The organism is Caulobacter sp. GW821-FHT05F04 (assembly GCF_059419665.1).
The window spans coordinates 90,679-108,463 of record NZ_JBWKSF010000009.1 but is presented as its reverse complement, the minus strand read 5'-3'; the positions used below and the strand labels follow the sequence as shown (position 1 = coordinate 108,463).

Here is a 17,785-nt window from a genome sequence, read left to right as displayed (position 1 = left end):
TTTCGCTTTCAAAGCTCTAAGACGCCGCCCATGACTTCCGCTCCCATTCCCCACGGACCGCTGCGCTCGTTCGGTCGCATCAAGGCGCGCCCGGTGAAGCCGCGCCAGCAGGCTCTGCTCGACACCCTGCTGCCCGAAATCGCCGTGCCGCAGGGCCCGTTCCAGCCCCTGGACCTGATGCCCGACGCCAAGGCCGTGTGGCTGGAGATCGGCTTCGGCGGCGGCGAGCACATGGCCGCCCAGGCCGGCCGGGTTCCCGAGACCCTGGTCATCGGGGCCGAGCCGTTCGTCAACGGCGTGGCCAGCGCCGTACGCCATGTGGAAGAGCAGGCGCTGAAGAACGTGCGCATTCATGAGGGCGACGCTCGCGACGTGGTCGACTGGCTGCCCGACGCTTGCCTCGATCGCGTGTTCATCATGTTCCCCGACCCCTGGCACAAGGCGCGCCACAACAAGCGCCGTCTGATCCAGCCGGAGTTCGTGGCCAAGCTGGCGCGCGTCATGAAGCCGGGCGCGGCCCTGCGCTTCGCCACCGACTGGGCCGACTACGGCGAGTGGACCACCGAGCGGGTCCTGGCCGATCCGAACTTCCGCTTCGCCGACCCGGACGCCGACCGCAACGCGATCCCGGCCGACCACGTGACCACGCGCTACGAGGAAAAGAAGCTGGGCGACTGCGCCCCGGTGTTTCTGGACTTCGTCAGGGCATAGGCGCTGACCTTCCCTCCCCACGAGGGGGAGGGGCGTCATCGTCTGGCCTAGTAGGTTTCGTTGTAGCGCTTGATCGCCGTGCGGATGATGTCGGCGGTTTCCTCGATGTCCGCCCAGCCGCTGATCTTGGTCGACTTGCCCTTTTCCAGATCCTTGTAGTGCTGGAAGAAGTGGGCGATCTGCTCGGTCAGGATGGTCGGCAGGTCGCGCCAGCTGGACACGCCGGTATAGAACGGGTGCAGCTTGTCGACCGGCACGGCCAGGATCTTCTCGTCTGAACCGGCTTCGTCGACCATCATCAGGGTGCCGATCGGGCGGCAGCGGATGATCGCGCCCGGCACCACCGGGGTCGGGCCCACGACCATGATGTCGGCCGGGTCGCCGTCGTCGGCCAGGGTGTGCGGGATGAAGCCGTAGTTGGCCGGATAGAACATCGCGGTGTGCAGGAAGCGGTCGACCATCAGGGCGCCGCTTTCCTTGTCGATCTCATACTTCACCGGCTCGCCGCCCTGCGGGATCTCGATGATGGCGTTGAGGTCGTAAGGCGGATTGGCCCCGGTGGGGATCTTGGAGAGGTCCATTGTGACTCTTCGTCTTATGAGGTCCGCGGGGAGGCGGCCTGCGCGGGCTGGCTTATAGAGCGTGATAGCCAAAAGTGTGAGCGGTTTTGGCGGCCATCACGCTCTACTTTTTTAAAACGAGCCTGTTTATCCATTTTGGATGCAGGCATCCAAAATGGACAGGCTCTTCCTAAAATTGCTGCGGCGCGGAAGGGGCGTACGCCGATGGAGTCGACAAGGTTTTTCAATTCGCCTATAAAGCGTCCTACATCGTCCGTTAGCGCTAGATGGCGCTTTCGAGCGGCGGCCGAAAGGCTGCCGCTTTTTGTTTGGCTGAACGGGAGTTTTCCCGCCAGCCGTATCGAGTTGAGAAGAACGTGCGCGGCAAGACGCAGGAAGACCGTGATCTGATCGACATGCTCGATCCCGTGGCCGAAACCCTTGGCTACGAGATCGTCCGGCTGCGCCTGATGGGCGGCGCCGAGCAGCGTCGCCTGCAGATCATGGCCGAACATCCGCTGCAGGAAGACGGCAGCGGCGGCGACATGAACGTCGAGGACTGCGCGAAGCTGTCGCGCGGGATCTCCGAAATCCTCGACGCCGCCGACCCGATCGCCGGCGAATATACGCTGGAGGTCTCCAGCCCCGGCATCGACCGGCCGCTGACCCGCCTGAAGGATTTCGCCGACTATGCCGGCCTCGAGGCCCGCATCGAACTCGACCGCGTGGCCGAGGGCCGCAAGCGCTTCAAGGGCGAGCTGGCCGGGATCGAAGACGACCAGGTCGGCCTGAACATCGAGGGCGAAGACGACGTCACCGTCTACTTCCCCTTCGCCTGGATCATCGACGCCAAGCTCGTCATGACCGACACCCTGATGGAGCGGGGCGCGAAGCAGCGCGCCGCCCGCATTCAATCCGACAACGACGACCTGTCCGAAAGTGAAGAGGACTGACCATGGCCATCGGCATCTCCGCCAACCGGCTCGAACTCCTGCAGATCGCCGACGCGGTCGCGCGTGAAAAGAGCATCGAGAAGGAAGTCGTCATCGAGGCCATCGAGGACGCTCTGCAGAAGGCCGCCCGCGCCCGCTACGGCGCCGAGCACGACATCCGCGTCAAGATCGACCCGCGCACGGGCGAAATGACGCAGAAGCGCGTGATCGAGGTTGTGCCCGACGACGCCGAGCTGGAAGGCGAGATCGGCAAGATGCAGCTGTCGATCGCAAAGCGCACCTGGCGCGACGCTGAGGTCGGCAAGATCTACGAAGAAGTTCTGCCGCCGTTCGAGATCGGCCGCGTCCAGACCCAGATGGCCCGCCAGGTCGTCATGCATAAGGTCCGCGAAGCCGAGCGCGAGCGTCAGCACGAAGAGTACAAGGATCGCGTCGGCGAGATCGTCAACGGCAGCGTCAAGCGCGTCGAATACGGCAATGTCATCGTCGACCTGGGCCGCGGCGAAGGCATCATGCGCCGCGACCAGTCGATCCCGCGCGAGAACTTCAACGTCGGCGACCGCATCCGCGCCTACATCTACGACGTCCGTCGCGAGACCAAGGGCCCGCAGATCATGCTGAGCCGCGCGCACGGCGGCTTCATGGCCAAGCTGTTCGCGCAGGAAGTGCCGGAAGTCTATGACGGCGTCATCGAGATCCGCGCCGTGGCCCGCGACCCGGGGTCGCGCGCCAAGATGGCCGTCATTTCCAACGACAGCTCGATCGACCCCGTCGGCGCCTGCGTCGGCATGCGCGGCTCGCGCGTGCAGGCGGTCGTGGCCGAGCTGCAGGGCGAGAAGATCGACATCATCCAGTGGTCGGAAGACGAGGCCACCTTCATCGTCAACGCCCTGGCCCCGGCCGAAGTCTCCAAGGTCGTCATGGACGAGGAAGACGAGCGCGTCGAAGTCGTGGTGCCGGACGAGCAGCTGTCGCTGGCCATCGGCCGCCGCGGCCAGAACGTCCGCCTGGCCTCGCAACTGACCGGCTGGCAGATCGACATCATGACCGAGAGCCAGGAGAGCGAGCGCCGTCAGCGCGAGTTCGCCGAGCGCACGACCCTGTTCCAGGAAGCGCTGGACGTCGACGAGGTCATCGCCCAGCTGCTGGTCACCGAAGGCTTCGCCGCGGTGGAAGACGTGGCGTTCGTCGAACCGCACGAGATCGCCTCGATCGAGGGCTTCGACGAGGAAACCGCGGAGGAGCTGCAGGCCCGCGCTCGCGAATTCCTCGACAAGGAAGCCGCCGCCCTGGACGCCAAGCGCCTGGAACTGGGCGTGCAGGACGAACTCCTGGCCGTCGAGGGCGTGACCCTGGCCATGGCCGTGGCCCTGGGCGAAGGCGACGTGAAGACGGTGGAAGACCTCGCGGGTCTGGTGCCGGACGACATGCGCGGCTGGTTCGAGACCAAGAACGGCGAGCGCGTGCGCGAGCCGGGCATCCTGGAAAGCTTCAACCTGTCGCCGGAAGACGCCGAGGCCCTGATCATGCGCGCCCGCGTCGCCATGGGTTGGGTCGAAGCGCCGCCGGAACCGGAATACGAAGCGGAAGCCGAGTATGAGGCCGAAGCTGAAGGCGAAGGCGAAGCCGTCGCCGAGGCCCCCGCGACCGAAGAAGCCGTCTCCGAAGAAGAGGCCTAAGCCCTTCGGAGCGTGAAACGACGGCCTCGCGGAGCGATCCGCGGGGCCGTTCGCCATTCCGGAGCGCGGCGTTCGCCTCGCTCCAAGCAAAAGACAAGATGACCGAGACCGACCCCAAAACCCACGCCGAGGCCAATCGTCTGCGCAAGGACATCGTCCTGGGCGAGGCGACGGACGAAGCGCGCCTGGTCCGCTTCGTGGCGGGGCCGGACGGGACGGTCACGCCCGACGTGGCGAGAAAGTTGCCGGGCCGAGGTATCTGGGTCGGCGCCGACCGGGACTCGATCGCCACCGCGGCCAAGAAGGGTCTGTTCTCGCGCGCGGCCAAGACCAAGCTGACGGTTCCGGCGGATCTCGCCGACCAGGTCGAGGCCTTGCTGGTTCGCCGGCTGCTGGACAGCCTGGGCCTTGCGCGCAAGGCTGGAAGCATTATCTCGGGATACGAAAAGGTGGTCGCCGCCCTGGGAACGGGCAAGGTGGCCTGGCTGATCGAGGCGTCCGACGCGGCCGCCGATGGTCGCCGCAAGATACTTAACGCCGCCCGAAAGGCCCCCACGCCGCCTCGTTTGCTGGGCGCCTTCAATTCGGATGAATTGAGTTTGGCCTTGGGCGGGGAGAATGTGATACACACCGCACTCCTCGCCGGGCGCGGCGCCGAACGTTGGACATTGGATGTCGAGCGTTTGTCAGGTTTCCGCCCGCTTTTGCCTCCCGAATGGTCGGCGAACGGACGTGAGGACGGCTAGCGGCCTTCCCGCCCTCGGCGGATGAGAAGGTCACTGGACTAAGAGGGCGGGCCTGTTCGCCCTGGTCGGTCAGCCGGCCGGGACAGGCTCTAGAGCTTTTGCATCCCACTGGATCCGCTTCAGTGCGATGGAAAAGCTCTAGAATCTTAGACGTTGGGCGCGGCTATTCGGGTCGCGTTCGTGAGTGAAGGGTCGGGAAACGCGCTTGCCTCGGCAGGTACGTCCAGGCCCCTTTCTCACATGGAAAATGCGGTTTTTTAGCCAGGTACCGCCTGGCGGAAGTACAAGCGAGCGCATGAGCGACGAGAACGAAAACGGCCGACCCGGCGGACGAGCCCCCATCACCCTGAAGCCCCGCCAGGGCTCGGTGAGCGCCGGGGTCGTGAAGCAAAGCTTCAGCCACGGCCGGACCAAGACGGTGGTGGTCGAAACCAAGCGCACGCGTCCGCACGCGTCCGCGACGGGCAATCTCGCCGCGCCGTCTTCGGCTGAGCGTCGCCATGACGCGCCGCCGCCGCGCCAGCAGTCATCGCAAGGCGGCGGCCACGCCCCGTCGGGCGGCGGTTCGGCCGGTGGTCTCTCGCAGGAAGAACTGCGCGCTCGCCAGCGCGTCGTCGACGCCGCGCGCGAAAACCAAGCGCGTCAGGCGGCCGACCAGGCCGCCGCCGAGGCCCGCGCCCGCGCCGCTCAGGAAGCCGCTCAGCGCGAAGCCGCCGCTAAAGCCGCGGCCGAACGCGCCGCCGCCGCGCCGCCGGTTCAAGCGCCCGCCGCTCAAGCACCGGCTCCGGCGCCGGCTCCGGTCGCGCCCGCCGCACCGGTGACGCCGCCACCGGCCGCGCCGGTTCAGCGTCCCGTGGCCCAGGCTCCGGCGGCGCCGCGCGCCGAGGCTCCGCGCCAGGACGCGCCCCGTCATGAAGGTCCGCGTCACGACGGGCCCCGCCCGGCGGCTCCCGCTGGCCAGACCCGCACCTACGAGCCTAGCCGCGAGCGTCGCGACGATCGTCCGAGCACGACGACCTATCGTCCGGCCCCGCAAGGCGACCGTCCGTTCAACCAGCGCGCCCCGCGCCCCGACGCCGGCGCCAACTTCGGTCAACGCGCCCCGCGTCCGGAAGGCGACCGCCCGCGCGGTCCGCGTCCCGACGGCGATCGTCCGCAGGGCGACCGCGGCGGCTATCGTGGCGACCGCCCGCAGGGTGATCGTCCGCAAGGCGACCGCCCGCAGCAGACCGTCCGCTATTCGGCCCTGGCCCCGCGCCCGGCGCCCGGCGCCCGCACGGGTCCCGGCGGCCCGCCGCGCGGTCCGCGTCCGGGCGTGCCGGCTCAGGCTCCGGCCACGCCGGAAATCCAACGCGCCATGCGTTCGGCCCCGCGTCCCGGCGGCGAAGTCAGCCGCCGTCCGGACGACGACGATGATCGCCGCAAGGCCGCCAACGCGCCCAACAAGGCCGTCTCGCGCGTCAAGGGCGCTCCGCAGCGCCGCGAAGGCCGTCTGACCATCCAGGCCGTGGCCGGTGATGGGGATTCCGCCGACCGCATGCGCTCGCTGGCCTCGGTTCGCCGGGCCCGCGAACGTGAAAAGGAAAAGCGTCGCGGCGGCGTCGCCGAACAGACCCGCGTCGCGCGTGAAGTCGTCATTCCCGACGTCATCACCGTGCAGGAGCTGTCCAACCGGATGGCCGTGCGCGGCGTCGAGATCATCAAGTTCCTGATGCGTCAGGGCGTGATGCTGAAGATCAACGACGTCATCGACAACGACACCGCCGAGCTGGTGGCGACCGAATTCGGTCACACCGTGCGCCGCGTGTCGGAAGCCGACGTCGAAGAAGGCTTCATCGGCGCCGAGGACATCGACGATCACCTGGAGCCGCGCCCCCCGGTCGTCACGATCATGGGTCACGTCGACCACGGCAAGACGTCGCTTCTGGACGCTCTGCGCTCCACGGACGTGGCGGCCGGCGAACACGGCGGCATCACCCAGCACATCGGCGCCTATCAGGTTCGCCTGAAGGACGGTCAGCGCGTGACGTTCCTCGACACGCCCGGCCACGCCGCCTTCTCGGCGATGCGCGCCCGTGGCGCCAACATCACCGACATCGTCGTGCTGGTGGTGGCGGGTGACGACGGCGTGATGCCGCAGACGATCGAGGCGATCAAACACGCCAAGGCCGCCACCGTGCCGATCATCGTCGCCGTCAACAAGATGGACAAGCCGGGCTCGGATCCGACCCGCGTGGTCAATGAGCTGCTGCAGCACGAGATCGTCGTCGAAAGCCTGGGTGGCGACACCCAGATCATCGAGGTCTCGGCCAAGGCGCGCACGGGTCTCGACGAGCTGCTCGACGCCATCCTGCTGCAGGCCGAAGTGCTGGACCTGAAGGCCAACCCCGACCGCACCGCCGACGGCGTGGTGATCGAGGCCAAGCTGGACAAGGGTCGCGGCGCGGTTTCGACCGTGCTGGTCAATCGCGGGACGCTGAAGCGCGGCGACATCGTCGTCGCCGGCGCCCAGTTCGGCCGGGTTCGCGCCCTGCTGAACGAGCGCAACGAGCAGCTGACCGAAGCAGGGCCCGCCACCCCGGTCGAGATCCTGGGTCTGGACGGCGTCCCCTCGCCCGGCGAAGCCTTCGCCGTGGTCGAGAACGAAGCCCGCGCCCGTGAACTGACCGAGTACCGCATCCGCCAGAAGCGCGAGAAGTCGATGGCCCCCGTGGGCGCCGGCGCCTCGATGGCCGACATGATGGCCAAGCTGCAGGACAAGAAGCTGAAGGAACTGCCGCTGGTCATCAAGGCCGACGTGCAGGGTTCGGCCGAAGCGATCATCGGTTCGCTGGACAAGATGTCGACCGACGAGGTCCGCGCGCGGATCATCCTGTCGGGCGCCGGCGCGATCAGCGAAAGCGACGTCATGCTGGCCAAGGGCGCCGGCGCGCCGGTCATCGGCTTCAACGTCCGGGCCTCGGCCCAGGCGCGGGCCCTGGCCGAACGCGAAGGGGTCGAGATCCGCTACTACGCGATCATCTACGACCTGCTGGACGACATCAAAGGCGTGCTCTCGGGCATGCTGGCCCCGATCCAGCGCGAAACCTTCCTCGGCAACGCCGAGGTCCTGCAGGCCTTCGACATCTCGAAGATCGGCAAGGTCGCCGGCTGCCGGGTCACCGAGGGCGTGGTCCGCAAGGGCGCCAAGGTCCGGATCATCCGCAACGACATCGTCGTTCTGGAACTGGGCACCCTGGCGACGCTCAAGCGCTTCAAGGACGAGGTCAACGAGGTCCCGTCCGGTCAGGAGTGCGGCATGCTGTTCGCCGGCTTCCAGGACATCAAGGTCGGCGACACCATCGAGTGCTTCACCGTCGAAGAAATCAAGCGCCAGCTCGACTAGGGCTGATCGCGAGATCGAAAATTCGAAGGGCGCGGATCGCGAGGTCCGCGCCCTTTGTCTTTGTCCGGGTATTGCTTGGGGACTCGAAGCGAGACTGGAAATCGCCCCAATCCGGCGCTACCCCTTTCGCATGCGTATCAAGGCCCTCCTCGCTCTCACCGCCGTCGCCGCATCGCTCGCGGCCTGCGCGACCGTGAATCGTCTCGACGCCGGCGGCGACGTGCACGACCTGCTGGTCGCCATCCGCGACAACGACCGGGCGACGTTCGAGGCGCATGTCGATCGCCGGGCGCTGAAGGCCCAGATCGAGACGCGGCTGATGGAAGAGGCGCGTCAGCGCGGCGGGCAGAGCAGCGGGGTCATGGCCCTGGCCGCCCTGGCGGCGGGCCCGTTGGCCGACGCGGCCGGCGAGGCGCTGATCCGGCCCGAGACCTTCCACGCGGCCGCCAACTACTATGGCTACACGCCCGATCGGCCGATCCCGGGCCGGGTGGCGATCGCCGGCGCGCTACGCCCCGTCGGCGACGGCCGGGTCTGCGCGGCCAAGAAGGACGGCCCCTGCCTGCTGACCTTCACTCAAGAGGGGGCGACCTGGCGCCTGACGAGCTTCGACGCCGAGGCCGCGAACCTGCATCTGAAACGATGAAGCCAGTCGTCTGGGGGGGCGTCGCCCTAGCCTTGCTGTCGGCCACCGCCGCCCGGGCCGAAACCCGGCTGTTCTCGTACGACCCGATCTCGGCCGACGCCAAGCGGCTGACCGGCGCTGGCGTGACCATCCTCTTCAACCAGGGCTTCATGGGCGCCAGCCGGCCGATCAAGGTGCTGGCCACCGGCGTGCCGGCCGAGGCGCGGCTGAAGGACGGCCGCCAGAAGGATCTGGGTCCAGGCGGCCTCTCGGGCATGGAGGGCGTCGACGCCGACGCCTCGCTCTACGAGGTCGATGCCACGGCGGCCCAAGGCAAGATCTATGTCCGCGCCTTCTGCCCCGGCTCGACGCGGCTGTGGCTGTCGTTCAGCACCATCGCCTTGCGCCGCGACCTGCGGATCCAGGCGTTCGGCGACGATCCGAAGGCGGAGGGGAAGGCGCGGCTCTGCGGCACGCTGGATTTCTCGTATCGCGGCGAGTGGCGCCTGCCGCGCGGCCGCGATGGACCGGACCCGATGTCGGACTGGACCGACAATCCCCAGCATCCCGACACAACCAACTAGGCGATCGTTCAAGAATTTAGCCGCCGCATGTCGCAACAACAGGGGCTGGCGCGTCTTTAGGATGAGGCCGGCGATTTCCCGGCGGGAGACGCGCGATGCGGTTCATGGTGTTGCTGAAGGTCGAAACCGACGTCGGGCCGGAACTGGGCCAGGCCATGCGGAACTATGACGCCGAACTCGTCAGGGCCGGCGTGGCGGACCGGGCGAGGCTGTCGGCCCGCGGCGCGCGGATGGAAGCCGACGCCTCCGCTGAAGGTCGAACCCTGGCCGGCTTTTGGGTCTTCGATGTCGCCTCGCGCGAGGACGCCGCCGCCTGGGTGCGCCGTTGTCCCGCGCCGGCGGACGGTTCGGCCGAGATCGAGATCCGCCTGCTGCTTGAGCCGGGCGATCTCTCCGAACGTCCCGAGCCGGGCAGGCCGCGGCCCGCCTGGAAGCGGGCGATGGCCTTCTGATCCTGACCGGGAGCCTTTTGCTTTGACGCATTTTCCGACGCCGAACCGGTATCCACTTCGTCGGAAAATGCTCTAGCCTTCTCGAAACAAAGAGGGGGCGGGCATGGCTGACGACGGGCTGTCGGGATTCGAGCGCTTCGAGTTCGACGACGGGCGCTGGACGCGCGAAGTCTACAAGATCGGCTCCGGGCCGGCGGTGATCGTCATCCACGAGGTGCCGGGCCTGCATCCGGGCGTGCTGGCCTTCGCCCGCGACCTGGCCGCCTCGGGCCTGACCGCCTATTGCCCCAGCCTGTTCGGCAAGCCCGCCAAGCAAGTCACGCGCGGCTATGCGATCGGGGTGATCCTCAAGAACATCTGCGTGCGGCGCGAGTTCAGCGTCTGGAAGGACGGCCGCTCCAGTCCGATCGTCGACTGGCTGCGGGCCCTGGCCCGCCAGGCGCACGAGGACTGCGGCGGCAAGGGCGTCGGCGCGGTCGGCATGTGTTTCACCGGTGGCTTCGCCCTGGCGATGATGACCGAACCGGCCGTGGTGGCCCCCGTGCTGTCCCAACCCTCCCTGCCGTTGAAGGACAAAGGCGGCCTGGACTGCTCGGCCTCGGAGCTGGCCTGCGCCAAGCGGCGGTTCAAGGACGAGGACCTGTCGCTGCTGGCCCTGCGCTTTTCCGCCGACAAGCTGGTGCCCGACGCCCGCATCGCGCGCCTGAAGGCCGAGTTCGGCGACAAGGTCGAGGTGGTCGAGCTGGATGACGCGGACGCCGCGCCGGGCGTGCCCATGGCCCCGCACTCGGTGCTGACCCTGCACCTGCACCGCTCGGTCCCGGACAGCGGCTCGATGAAGGCGCGGGACAAGGTGATCGCGTTCTTCAAGGATCGGGTTGGCGCCTAGGGAAGGGGGCGGGGCTGGACTTCCGCCGCTTACGCGCCTAGACACCCGCCTCCGATTTTCCCCGCGCACCGGCGTTCGATCCGCCGGCCGGGCCACAAGGATTCCGCGCCATGAAGCGCCTCTCGGGCCCCAAGAAGGCCGAAACCAAGAAGGCCTCCCCGACGGGCCCTTCGCAACGCCAGCTCCGCGCCGGCGAACTGATCCGCCATGCCTTGGTCGATGTCTTCCGCGAGGAAGGCCTGGCCGATCCGGTGCTGGTCAACGTCTCGTTCACGGTGTCGGAGGTGCGGATGAGCCCCGATCTGCGCCACGCCGTCTGCTTCGTCGAACCCCTCGGCGCCGGCTTGAAGGGCGAGGTTGGCCGCGGGGACGAGGACATCAAAGAGGTCATGAAGGCCCTGAACCGGGGGGCCAGCTTCCTGCGTGGGCGCCTGGGCAAGGTGATCGACATGAAGTTCACGCCGGACCTGAAGTTCATCCACGACGAGAGCTTCGGCGCCGCCGCCTACATGGACCGCCTGTTCGACGACCCGCGCGTGCAGCAGGACGTGCGCACCCTCGCGGACGTCGCCGGCGAAGACGATCAGGGCCATGGGGACGAGCACTAGGCATGGCTCGCCGCAAGAAGGGTGACGCCGTCTCGGGCTGGATCTGCCTGGACAAGCCCTACGACCTGACCTCGACCACGGCCGTCAGCCGGGTGCGCCGGGCGTTCAACGCCCAGAAGGGCGGCCATGCCGGCACGCTGGACCCGCTGGCCACGGGGATCTTGCCCATCGCCCTGGGCGAGGCGACCAAGACCGTCCCGTTCCTGATGGACGCCGACAAGGCCTATCGCTTCACCATCGCCTGGGGCCGCGACACCACGACCCTGGACCGCGAGGGCGAGACGACCGGAACCTCCGACGTGCGGCCGACCCGCGAGCAGGTCGAAGCCGCCCTTCCGGCCTTCATCGGCGAGGTCGACCAGGTCCCGCCGAACTTCTCGGCCATCAAGGTCGACGGCGAGCGCGCCTATGACCTGGCGCGTGACGGCGTCGAGTTCGAGCTGCCGACCCGCAAGGTCAACATTTTCGACCTCAAGGTTGTCGAGCAGGCCGACGCCGACCACGTCACGCTGGAGATGGAATGCGGCAAGGGCACCTATGTCCGGGCCGTGGTCCGGGACCTGGCCAAGGCGCTGGGAACCTGCGGTCACGTGGCCGAGCTGCGCCGGACGCGGGTGGGCGACTTCGCCGAGGCGACCGCGATATCGCTGGAAACCCTTGAGAATTTGAGCTATGAGGCCCGGCTGTCGGAGGCATTGCTTCCGGTCGAGACCGCGCTGGACGACATCCCGGCGTTGGCCGTGACCGACGAAGACGCCTTCCGGCTTGCACAGGGACGCGCCATCGTCCTGCTTCCGAGGCAGGTTGAAACGCTGAAAGCCGAGCTCACGCCCGGCGATCGCACCGTTTCCGCCATGTCCGGCGACAGGTTGGTGGCCCTGTGCGAGATGCGCGCCGGGAAGCTCAATCCGGTGCGGGTCTTCCAACTCACCTGAGCGGAGACAACCCGATGTCGATCACCATCGAGCGCAAAGCCGCTCTTATCGCCGAACACGCCCGCACCACTGGCGACACCGGCAGCGCTGAAGTCCAGGTCGCGATCCTCTCGGAACGCATCTCGAACCTGACCGAGCACTTCAAGACGCACAAGAAGGACAACCACAGCCGTCGTGGCCTGCTGAAGCTGGTTTCCCAGCGTCGCCGGCTTCTCGACCACCTGAAGAAGTCCGACGCCGGTCGCTATCAGGCCCTGATCGAAAAGCTGGGTCTGCGTCGCTAAGGCACAATTCGGCCGCTCTGCTTTCGTAGAGCGGCCGAACGTTTTTCTGAAGCGTGCCGGTCGAAAACGGTTTGCCGAAAGTGGTTTCCGGTTTCGGCGCCCGTCACGCGAAAAAGTCCAAGCCTTCGTTTCGAGACAGGCCGAAACGAAAGGTTGCCGCGGGTCCGCCATGCGTGATCCGAACACGTAAGCCGGAGATCACCGTCTTCGGACGTCTGTCGAACTGGATGAGGAAATCTCGGGACCGCCCTTCGGCCGCCCGCCCCTGTCCGTCCTGAAGGAAATGGGTCCTTCGGAACCGAAAGAAGCAAAAATGTTCGATATCAAGCGCAAGACGATCGAGTGGGGCGGCAAGACGCTGGTCCTCGAAACCGGTCGCATCGCCCGTCAAGCCGACGGCGCCGTTCTGGCCACCATGGGCGAAACCGTCGTCCTGGCCACCGCCGTGTTCGCCAAGAGCCAGAAGCCCGGTCAGGACTTCTTCCCGCTGACGGTCAACTATCAGGAAAAGACCTTCGCGGCCGGCAAGATCCCGGGCGGCTTCTTCAAGCGCGAAGGCCGTCCGTCGGAAAAGGAGACCCTGGTCTCCCGCCTGATCGACCGTCCGATCCGCCCGCTGTTCGTCAAGGGCTTCAAGAACGAAGTCCAGGTCGTCGTCACCGTGCTGCAGCACGACCTCGAGAACGATCCCGACATCCTGGGCATGGTGGCCGCCTCGGCCGCCCTGGTCCTGTCGGGCGCCCCGTTCATGGGCCCGATCGGCGCGGCCCGCGTTGGCTGGATCAATGACCAATACGTGCTGAACCCGACGCTCGACGAGCTGAAGGACAGCAAGATGGACCTCGTGGTCGCCGGCACCACCGAAGCGGTGATGATGGTCGAAAGCGAGATCCAGGAGCTTTCGGAAGAGATCGTGCTGGGCGGCGTCAACTTCGCCCACAAGGAAATGCAGACGGTGATCGACGCGATCATCGACCTGGCCGAGCACGCCGCCAAGGAGCCCTTCGCGTTCGAGCCGGAAGACACCGACGCGATCAAGGCCGAGATGAAGGGCATTGTCGGCGCCGACATCGCCGCCGGCTACAAGATCACCAAGAAGCAGGACCGCTACGAAGCGATCGGCGCCGCCAAGAAGAAGGCCATCGAGGCCCTGGGCAAGTCGGACACCAATCCGGCCGGCTACGACCCGCAGAAGCTGGGCGCGATCTTCAAGGAACTGGAAGCCGACGTCGTCCGTCGCGGCATCCTGGACACCGGCCTGCGCATCGACGGCCGTGACGTCCGCACCGTCCGTCCGATCCTGGGCGAAGTCGGCATCCTGCCGCGCACCCACGGCTCGGCCCTGTTCACCCGCGGCGAGACCCAGGCGATCGTGGTCGCCACCCTGGGCACCGGCGACGACGAGCAGTTCATCGACGCCCTGGAAGGCACCTACAAGGAATCCTTCCTGCTGCACTACAACTTCCCCCCCTACAGCGTCGGTGAAACCGGCCGTATGGGCAGCCCGGGCCGCCGCGAAATCGGCCACGGCAAGCTGGCCTGGCGCGCCCTGCGCCCGATGCTGCCGAGCAAGGAAGACTTCCCCTACACGATCCGCCTGGTCTCGGAGATCACCGAGTCGAACGGCTCGTCCTCGATGGCCACGGTCTGCGGTTCGTCGCTGGCCATGATGGACGCCGGCGTTCCGCTGATCCGTCCGGTCTCGGGCATCGCCATGGGCCTGATCCTGGAAAAGGACGGCTTCGCGGTTCTGTCGGACATCCTGGGTGACGAAGATCACCTGGGCGATATGGACTTCAAGGTCGCCGGCACCAGCGAAGGCCTGACCTCGCTGCAGATGGACATCAAGATCGCCGGCATCACCCCGGAGATCATGAAGCAGGCCCTGGCCCAGGCTCACGAAGGCCGCGCTCACATCCTCGGTGAAATGAACAAGGCCATGGACGCGCCGCGCGCCGACGTGGGCGACTTCGCGCCGAAGATCGAGACCATCACCATCCCGACCGACAAGATCCGTGAAGTGATCGGCACCGGCGGCAAGGTGATCCGCGAGATTGTCGCCACCACCGGCGCCAAGGTCGACATCAACGACGAAGGCACCGTGAAGGTCTCGGCCTCGGACGGCGCCAAGATCAAGGCCGCGATCGACTGGATCAAGTCGATCACCGACGAAGCCGAAGTGGGCAAGATCTACGACGGCAAGGTCGTGAAGGTCGTCGATTTCGGCGCCTTCGTGAACTTCTTCGGCGCCAAGGACGGCCTCGTCCACGTCAGCCAGATCAGCAACGAACGCGTCGCCAAGCCGTCGGACGTGCTGAAGGAAGGCCAGATCGTCAAGGTGAAGCTCCTGGGCTTCGACGATCGCGGCAAGACCAAGCTGTCGATGAAGGTCGTCGATCAGGAAACTGGCGAAGACCTGTCCAAGAAGGAAGCGGCGGCCGAAGAAGCGTAAGCCTCTTCAGCCTCCATTCCGGACGCTATCAGGCGGGCGGTTCCGAAAGGGGCCGCCCGTTTTTGCGTTTTGGCTTTTCATTGTTCTCTCTTTGTTCCATTCTGGGTTGCGGAACAGGAGGCGAGCGATGGCCGACCATGTCGTGCAGTGCGGAGCGTGCCGCGTCGATGTCCAGGTCGTGCGAGAGGGCGATGGTTTTGCCGCGCGCTGTCCGGCCTGCGCCCGGACCGCGCCCAAGGATGAGGCCATCCGGGTGGCCCGCAGTTCTCTGATCGACGTCGTCATGCGCGATCTCGACGAGAACCTGCGGGAAATCGTCCGCGCCAGCCCGATCGTCGGTTACCAGCCGGCCCAGCGCTACGACTGGGTGCTCAAGGGCGTCGGCGGATAAAGTTCAAAATTGGAAACAATGGATTTCCATAGTTTCTATATCCGCGATAATCGTCCGCGTTCATTCTCTCCTCATCGGAACAACGGGACGGGCCAGACGGCCTCCCAGCCAGAGGGAAAACGGACATGAGCAGCGGCTATTTCATCACCAGCGACGGCGCCCAGATCTTCTTCAAGGACTGGGGTTCGAAGAGCGCCCAGCCGATCGTCTTCCACCATGGCTGGCCGCTGTCGTCGGACGACTGGGACGCCCAGATGATGTTCTTCCTGGCCAAGGGCTATCGCGTCATCGCCCATGACCGTCGCGGCCACGGCCGGTCCAGCCAGACCGACACCGGCAACGAGATGGACACCTACGCCGCCGACGTCATCGCGCTGGCCAAGCATCTGGACCTGAAGAACGCCATCCACATCGGTCACTCGACCGGCGGCGGCGAGGTCGCCCACTACGTGGCCCGCGCCGAGCCCGGCCGTGTCGCCAAGGCCGTGCTGGTCGGCGCCGTGACGCCGCTGATGCTGAAGACCGAGGCCAATCCGGGCGGCCTGCCGCTGGAGGTGTTCGACGGCTTCCGCAATGGCACGGCCTATAACCGCGCCCAGTTCTTCCGCGACGTCGCCGCCGGCCCGTTCTACGGCTTCAACCGCGAGGGCGCGAAGGTCTCGGAAGGCGTGATCGACAACTGGTGGCGCCAGGGCATGATGGCCGGCGTCAAGGCGCTGTACGACTGTGTGGCGGCCTTCTCCGAGACCGACTTCACCGAGGATCTGAAGGTCATCGACGTGCCGGTGCTGGTGCTGCATGGCGAGGACGATCAGGTCGTGCCGATCGACGCCTCGGCCCGCCAGGCGATCAAGCTGCTGAAGAACGGTCAGCTGATCACCTATCCGGGCTTCCCGCACGGCATGGCGACCACGCAGGCCGAGACGATCAACAGGGACCTTCTGGCCTTCATCCAAGGCTGAGATCGATGTCCAGGGCCGCGTCCTTCCTTCGGGAAGGGCGCGGTCTAGCGGGCTTTCTTCAGCAGGTCCTCGGCAGCGTCGGGCGTCAGCGGGCCGGTGTGCTTGGCCAGGATCGTGCCGTCCGAGCTCACCAGATAGGTCTCCGGCACGCCGGTGACGCCGAACTCCAGGCCCGCGCGGCCGTCGCGGTCGACCAGCCGCTCGGCGAAGGGATCGCCCAGGCGGGTCAGGAAGGCCTGGGTGTTGGCCGGGGCGTCCTTGTAGGCGATGCCGACCACCTTCACGCCCTGGGCCTTGAGGGCCATCAACTGCGGGTGCTCGACCTCGCAGGGGGCGCACCACGAGGCGAAGAAGTTGACCAGGATCGGGCCGTCCGTTGTGGCCCGGATCGGGGCCGGGCGGCCGCTGTCCAGTTCGGGCAGGGACAGGGCCGGCATCGGCTTGCCGACCAGGGCGTGCGGCTGGACGTGCGGATCACGCTTCAGGGCGAAACCCGCGAACAGGGCCGCGAGGGCGATCAGGATGATCAGCGGCGCGAAGGCCAGCCAGCGCCTCACGGCCCGACACTTTCTTGGCCGACCTCGTTCAACTCGGCCTGCAGGCGTTCGGCCTCGCGCTTCCACCGGCGGGTCGTCAGCAGGCTGTCGGCGATCATCCAGGCGAAAGCCGCCGCCGAGATGGCGAAGGCGGGCCACAGATAGACGGCGTACTTGCCGGCGTCGAAGTCGAAGCTCATCGCGCGCCCTCCGCCAGCTTCATGGCCAGGCTCCGGGCCTTGCGCCGCCACACCAGGCCGCGGATGCGGACCAGCCACAGCGCGCCGAAGCCGCCGAGATAGGCCAGGCCCATCAGGACGGCCGGCCAGGCGTAGATGGCCGGCAGGCCGTCGCCGTCCTTGGCCATGAAGGTCGAGGAGCCCTGGTGCAGGGTGTTCCACCACTCGACCGAGAACTTGACGATCGGCAGGTTGATCAGGCCGACCAAAGCGAGGATCGCGGCGGCGCGGGCGGCCTTCTGCTCATCTTCCAGGGCGCCGCGCAGGGCCATGTAGCCGAGATAGAACAGCAACAGCACCAGCACCGAGGTCAGACGCGCGTCCCACACCCACCAGGCGCCCCACATCGGCTTGCCCCACAGCGAGCCGGTGATCAGGGCCAGGGCCGTATAGGCCGCGCCGATCGGGGCGCAGGCCTGGGCGGCGAGGTCGGCCAGGGCCTGGCGGAAAACCAGGGCCAGGAAACTGGCCGCGCCCAGACAGACATAGATGAAGATGGCCAGCGAGGCGGCCGGAATGTGGATGAACATCATCCGCACCGTGTCGCCTTGCTGATAGTCCTCGGGGACCAGGAAGGTCATGACCAGGCCGGCGATCCCGGCGAGGGCCGACAGCGCGCCGAGCCACGGCGCGGCCCACCGCGAGAAGGCCATGAACCGCTCGGGGTTGGTCAGGAAATCGAACGTGTGGCGCGCGTCCATGAGGGCTGCTTAGAGCGCGGCGAGAGCGCGGGCAATGGTCGTATCGCTACTGAAGAGGAGAAGGCGCGTCGGTTGCAGGCCCGACGCGCCTTC

At 67.0% G+C, this 17,785-nt stretch carries 19 protein-coding genes; 15 read left to right on the top strand and 4 right to left on the bottom strand.

Going from position 1 to position 17,785, the window contains the following annotated elements:
* Positions 1-30: 30 nt before the first annotated feature.
* Positions 31-711, top strand: coding sequence for a tRNA (guanosine(46)-N7)-methyltransferase TrmB (gene trmB / locus AC07R7_RS21415; protein WP_492838864.1), 681 nt, complete (start codon positions 31-33; stop codon positions 709-711).
* 47 nt (positions 712-758) lie between these two features.
* Here trmB and ppa read toward each other — a convergent pair whose 3' ends face one another.
* Entirely contained in the window at positions 759-1,292 is a 534-nt protein-coding gene (ppa, locus tag AC07R7_RS21410) for an inorganic diphosphatase (protein ID WP_013077233.1), read from the bottom strand.
* A 356-nt stretch (positions 1,293-1,648) separates the two neighbouring features.
* On the opposite strand from ppa, the gene rimP reads away from it, so the two are divergent.
* The 14 genes from rimP to AC07R7_RS21340 all read left to right on the top strand — a co-directional run bounded on the left by rimP (position 1,649) and on the right by AC07R7_RS21340 (position 16,216).
* Positions 1,649-2,224: a ribosome maturation factor RimP gene (gene rimP / locus AC07R7_RS21405; protein ID WP_494636522.1), complete on the top strand. Its 576-nt coding sequence runs from the start codon at positions 1,649-1,651 to the stop codon at positions 2,222-2,224.
* 2 nt (positions 2,225-2,226) lie between these two features.
* The gene (gene nusA / locus AC07R7_RS21400; RefSeq protein WP_494636521.1) at positions 2,227-3,903 is read left to right on the top strand and encodes a transcription termination factor NusA; all 1,677 of its coding nucleotides are present in this window, start codon (positions 2,227-2,229) and stop codon (positions 3,901-3,903) included.
* A gap of 98 nt (positions 3,904-4,001) precedes the next feature.
* Positions 4,002-4,649: an RNA-binding protein gene (locus tag AC07R7_RS21395; protein WP_492838858.1), complete on the top strand. Its 648-nt coding sequence runs from the start codon at positions 4,002-4,004 to the stop codon at positions 4,647-4,649.
* 295 nt (positions 4,650-4,944) lie between these two features.
* Positions 4,945-8,034, top strand: a complete 3,090-nt coding sequence (gene infB, locus AC07R7_RS21390) for a translation initiation factor IF-2 (RefSeq protein ID WP_494636520.1) — start codon at positions 4,945-4,947, stop codon at positions 8,032-8,034.
* A 130-nt stretch (positions 8,035-8,164) separates the two neighbouring features.
* Positions 8,165-8,680 (top strand): DUF2939 domain-containing protein, encoded by a 516-nt coding sequence (locus tag AC07R7_RS21385; RefSeq protein WP_492838854.1) that lies wholly within the window; start codon positions 8,165-8,167, stop codon positions 8,678-8,680.
* Entirely contained in the window at positions 8,677-9,243 is a 567-nt protein-coding gene (locus AC07R7_RS21380; RefSeq protein WP_492887368.1) for a hypothetical protein, read from the top strand. Before AC07R7_RS21385 ends, AC07R7_RS21380 begins: the two co-directional genes overlap by 4 nt.
* 95 nt (positions 9,244-9,338) lie before the next feature.
* Positions 9,339-9,695: a YciI family protein gene (locus AC07R7_RS21375; protein WP_492838851.1), complete on the top strand. Its 357-nt coding sequence runs from the start codon at positions 9,339-9,341 to the stop codon at positions 9,693-9,695.
* A gap of 103 nt (positions 9,696-9,798) precedes the next feature.
* Positions 9,799-10,584, top strand: a complete 786-nt coding sequence (locus AC07R7_RS21370) for a dienelactone hydrolase family protein (RefSeq protein WP_492887370.1) — start codon at positions 9,799-9,801, stop codon at positions 10,582-10,584.
* A gap of 110 nt (positions 10,585-10,694) precedes the next feature.
* Positions 10,695-11,192, top strand: coding sequence for a 30S ribosome-binding factor RbfA (rbfA, locus tag AC07R7_RS21365; protein WP_494636519.1), 498 nt, complete (start codon positions 10,695-10,697; stop codon positions 11,190-11,192).
* Positions 11,193-11,194: 2 nt separating this feature from the next.
* The gene (truB, locus tag AC07R7_RS21360; RefSeq protein ID WP_492887372.1) at positions 11,195-12,127 is read left to right on the top strand and encodes a tRNA pseudouridine(55) synthase TruB; all 933 of its coding nucleotides are present in this window, start codon (positions 11,195-11,197) and stop codon (positions 12,125-12,127) included.
* A 14-nt stretch (positions 12,128-12,141) separates the two neighbouring features.
* The gene (gene rpsO / locus AC07R7_RS21355; protein WP_099581985.1) at positions 12,142-12,411 is read left to right on the top strand and encodes a 30S ribosomal protein S15; all 270 of its coding nucleotides are present in this window, start codon (positions 12,142-12,144) and stop codon (positions 12,409-12,411) included.
* Positions 12,412-12,724: 313 nt separating this feature from the next.
* On the top strand, positions 12,725-14,863 hold the full coding sequence (gene pnp / locus AC07R7_RS21350; protein WP_492887373.1) for a polyribonucleotide nucleotidyltransferase: 2,139 nt from the start codon (positions 12,725-12,727) through the stop codon (positions 14,861-14,863).
* Positions 14,864-14,990: 127 nt separating this feature from the next.
* On the top strand, positions 14,991-15,254 hold the full coding sequence (locus AC07R7_RS21345) for a hypothetical protein (RefSeq protein ID WP_492102370.1): 264 nt from the start codon (positions 14,991-14,993) through the stop codon (positions 15,252-15,254).
* Between the two features lie 125 nt (positions 15,255-15,379).
* Positions 15,380-16,216 (top strand): alpha/beta fold hydrolase, encoded by an 837-nt coding sequence (locus tag AC07R7_RS21340; protein WP_494636518.1) that lies wholly within the window; start codon positions 15,380-15,382, stop codon positions 16,214-16,216.
* Positions 16,217-16,260: 44 nt separating this feature from the next.
* Here AC07R7_RS21340 and AC07R7_RS21335 read toward each other — a convergent pair whose 3' ends face one another.
* From AC07R7_RS21335 to ccmC, 3 genes are read right to left on the bottom strand one after another with little or no spacing between them, the layout of a single operon-like run.
* Positions 16,261-16,773: a DsbE family thiol:disulfide interchange protein gene (locus tag AC07R7_RS21335; RefSeq protein ID WP_492887376.1), complete on the bottom strand. Its 513-nt coding sequence runs from the start codon at positions 16,771-16,773 to the stop codon at positions 16,261-16,263.
* Positions 16,770-16,952 (bottom strand): heme exporter protein CcmD, encoded by a 183-nt coding sequence (gene ccmD, locus AC07R7_RS21330; protein WP_492887377.1) that lies wholly within the window; start codon positions 16,950-16,952, stop codon positions 16,770-16,772. Before ccmD ends, AC07R7_RS21335 begins: the two co-directional genes overlap by 4 nt.
* Entirely contained in the window at positions 16,949-17,692 is a 744-nt protein-coding gene (ccmC, locus tag AC07R7_RS21325) for a heme ABC transporter permease CcmC (protein ID WP_492838837.1), read from the bottom strand. The genes ccmD and ccmC overlap by 4 nt, the downstream gene beginning before the upstream one ends.
* Between the last annotated feature and the right edge of the window lie 93 nt (positions 17,693-17,785).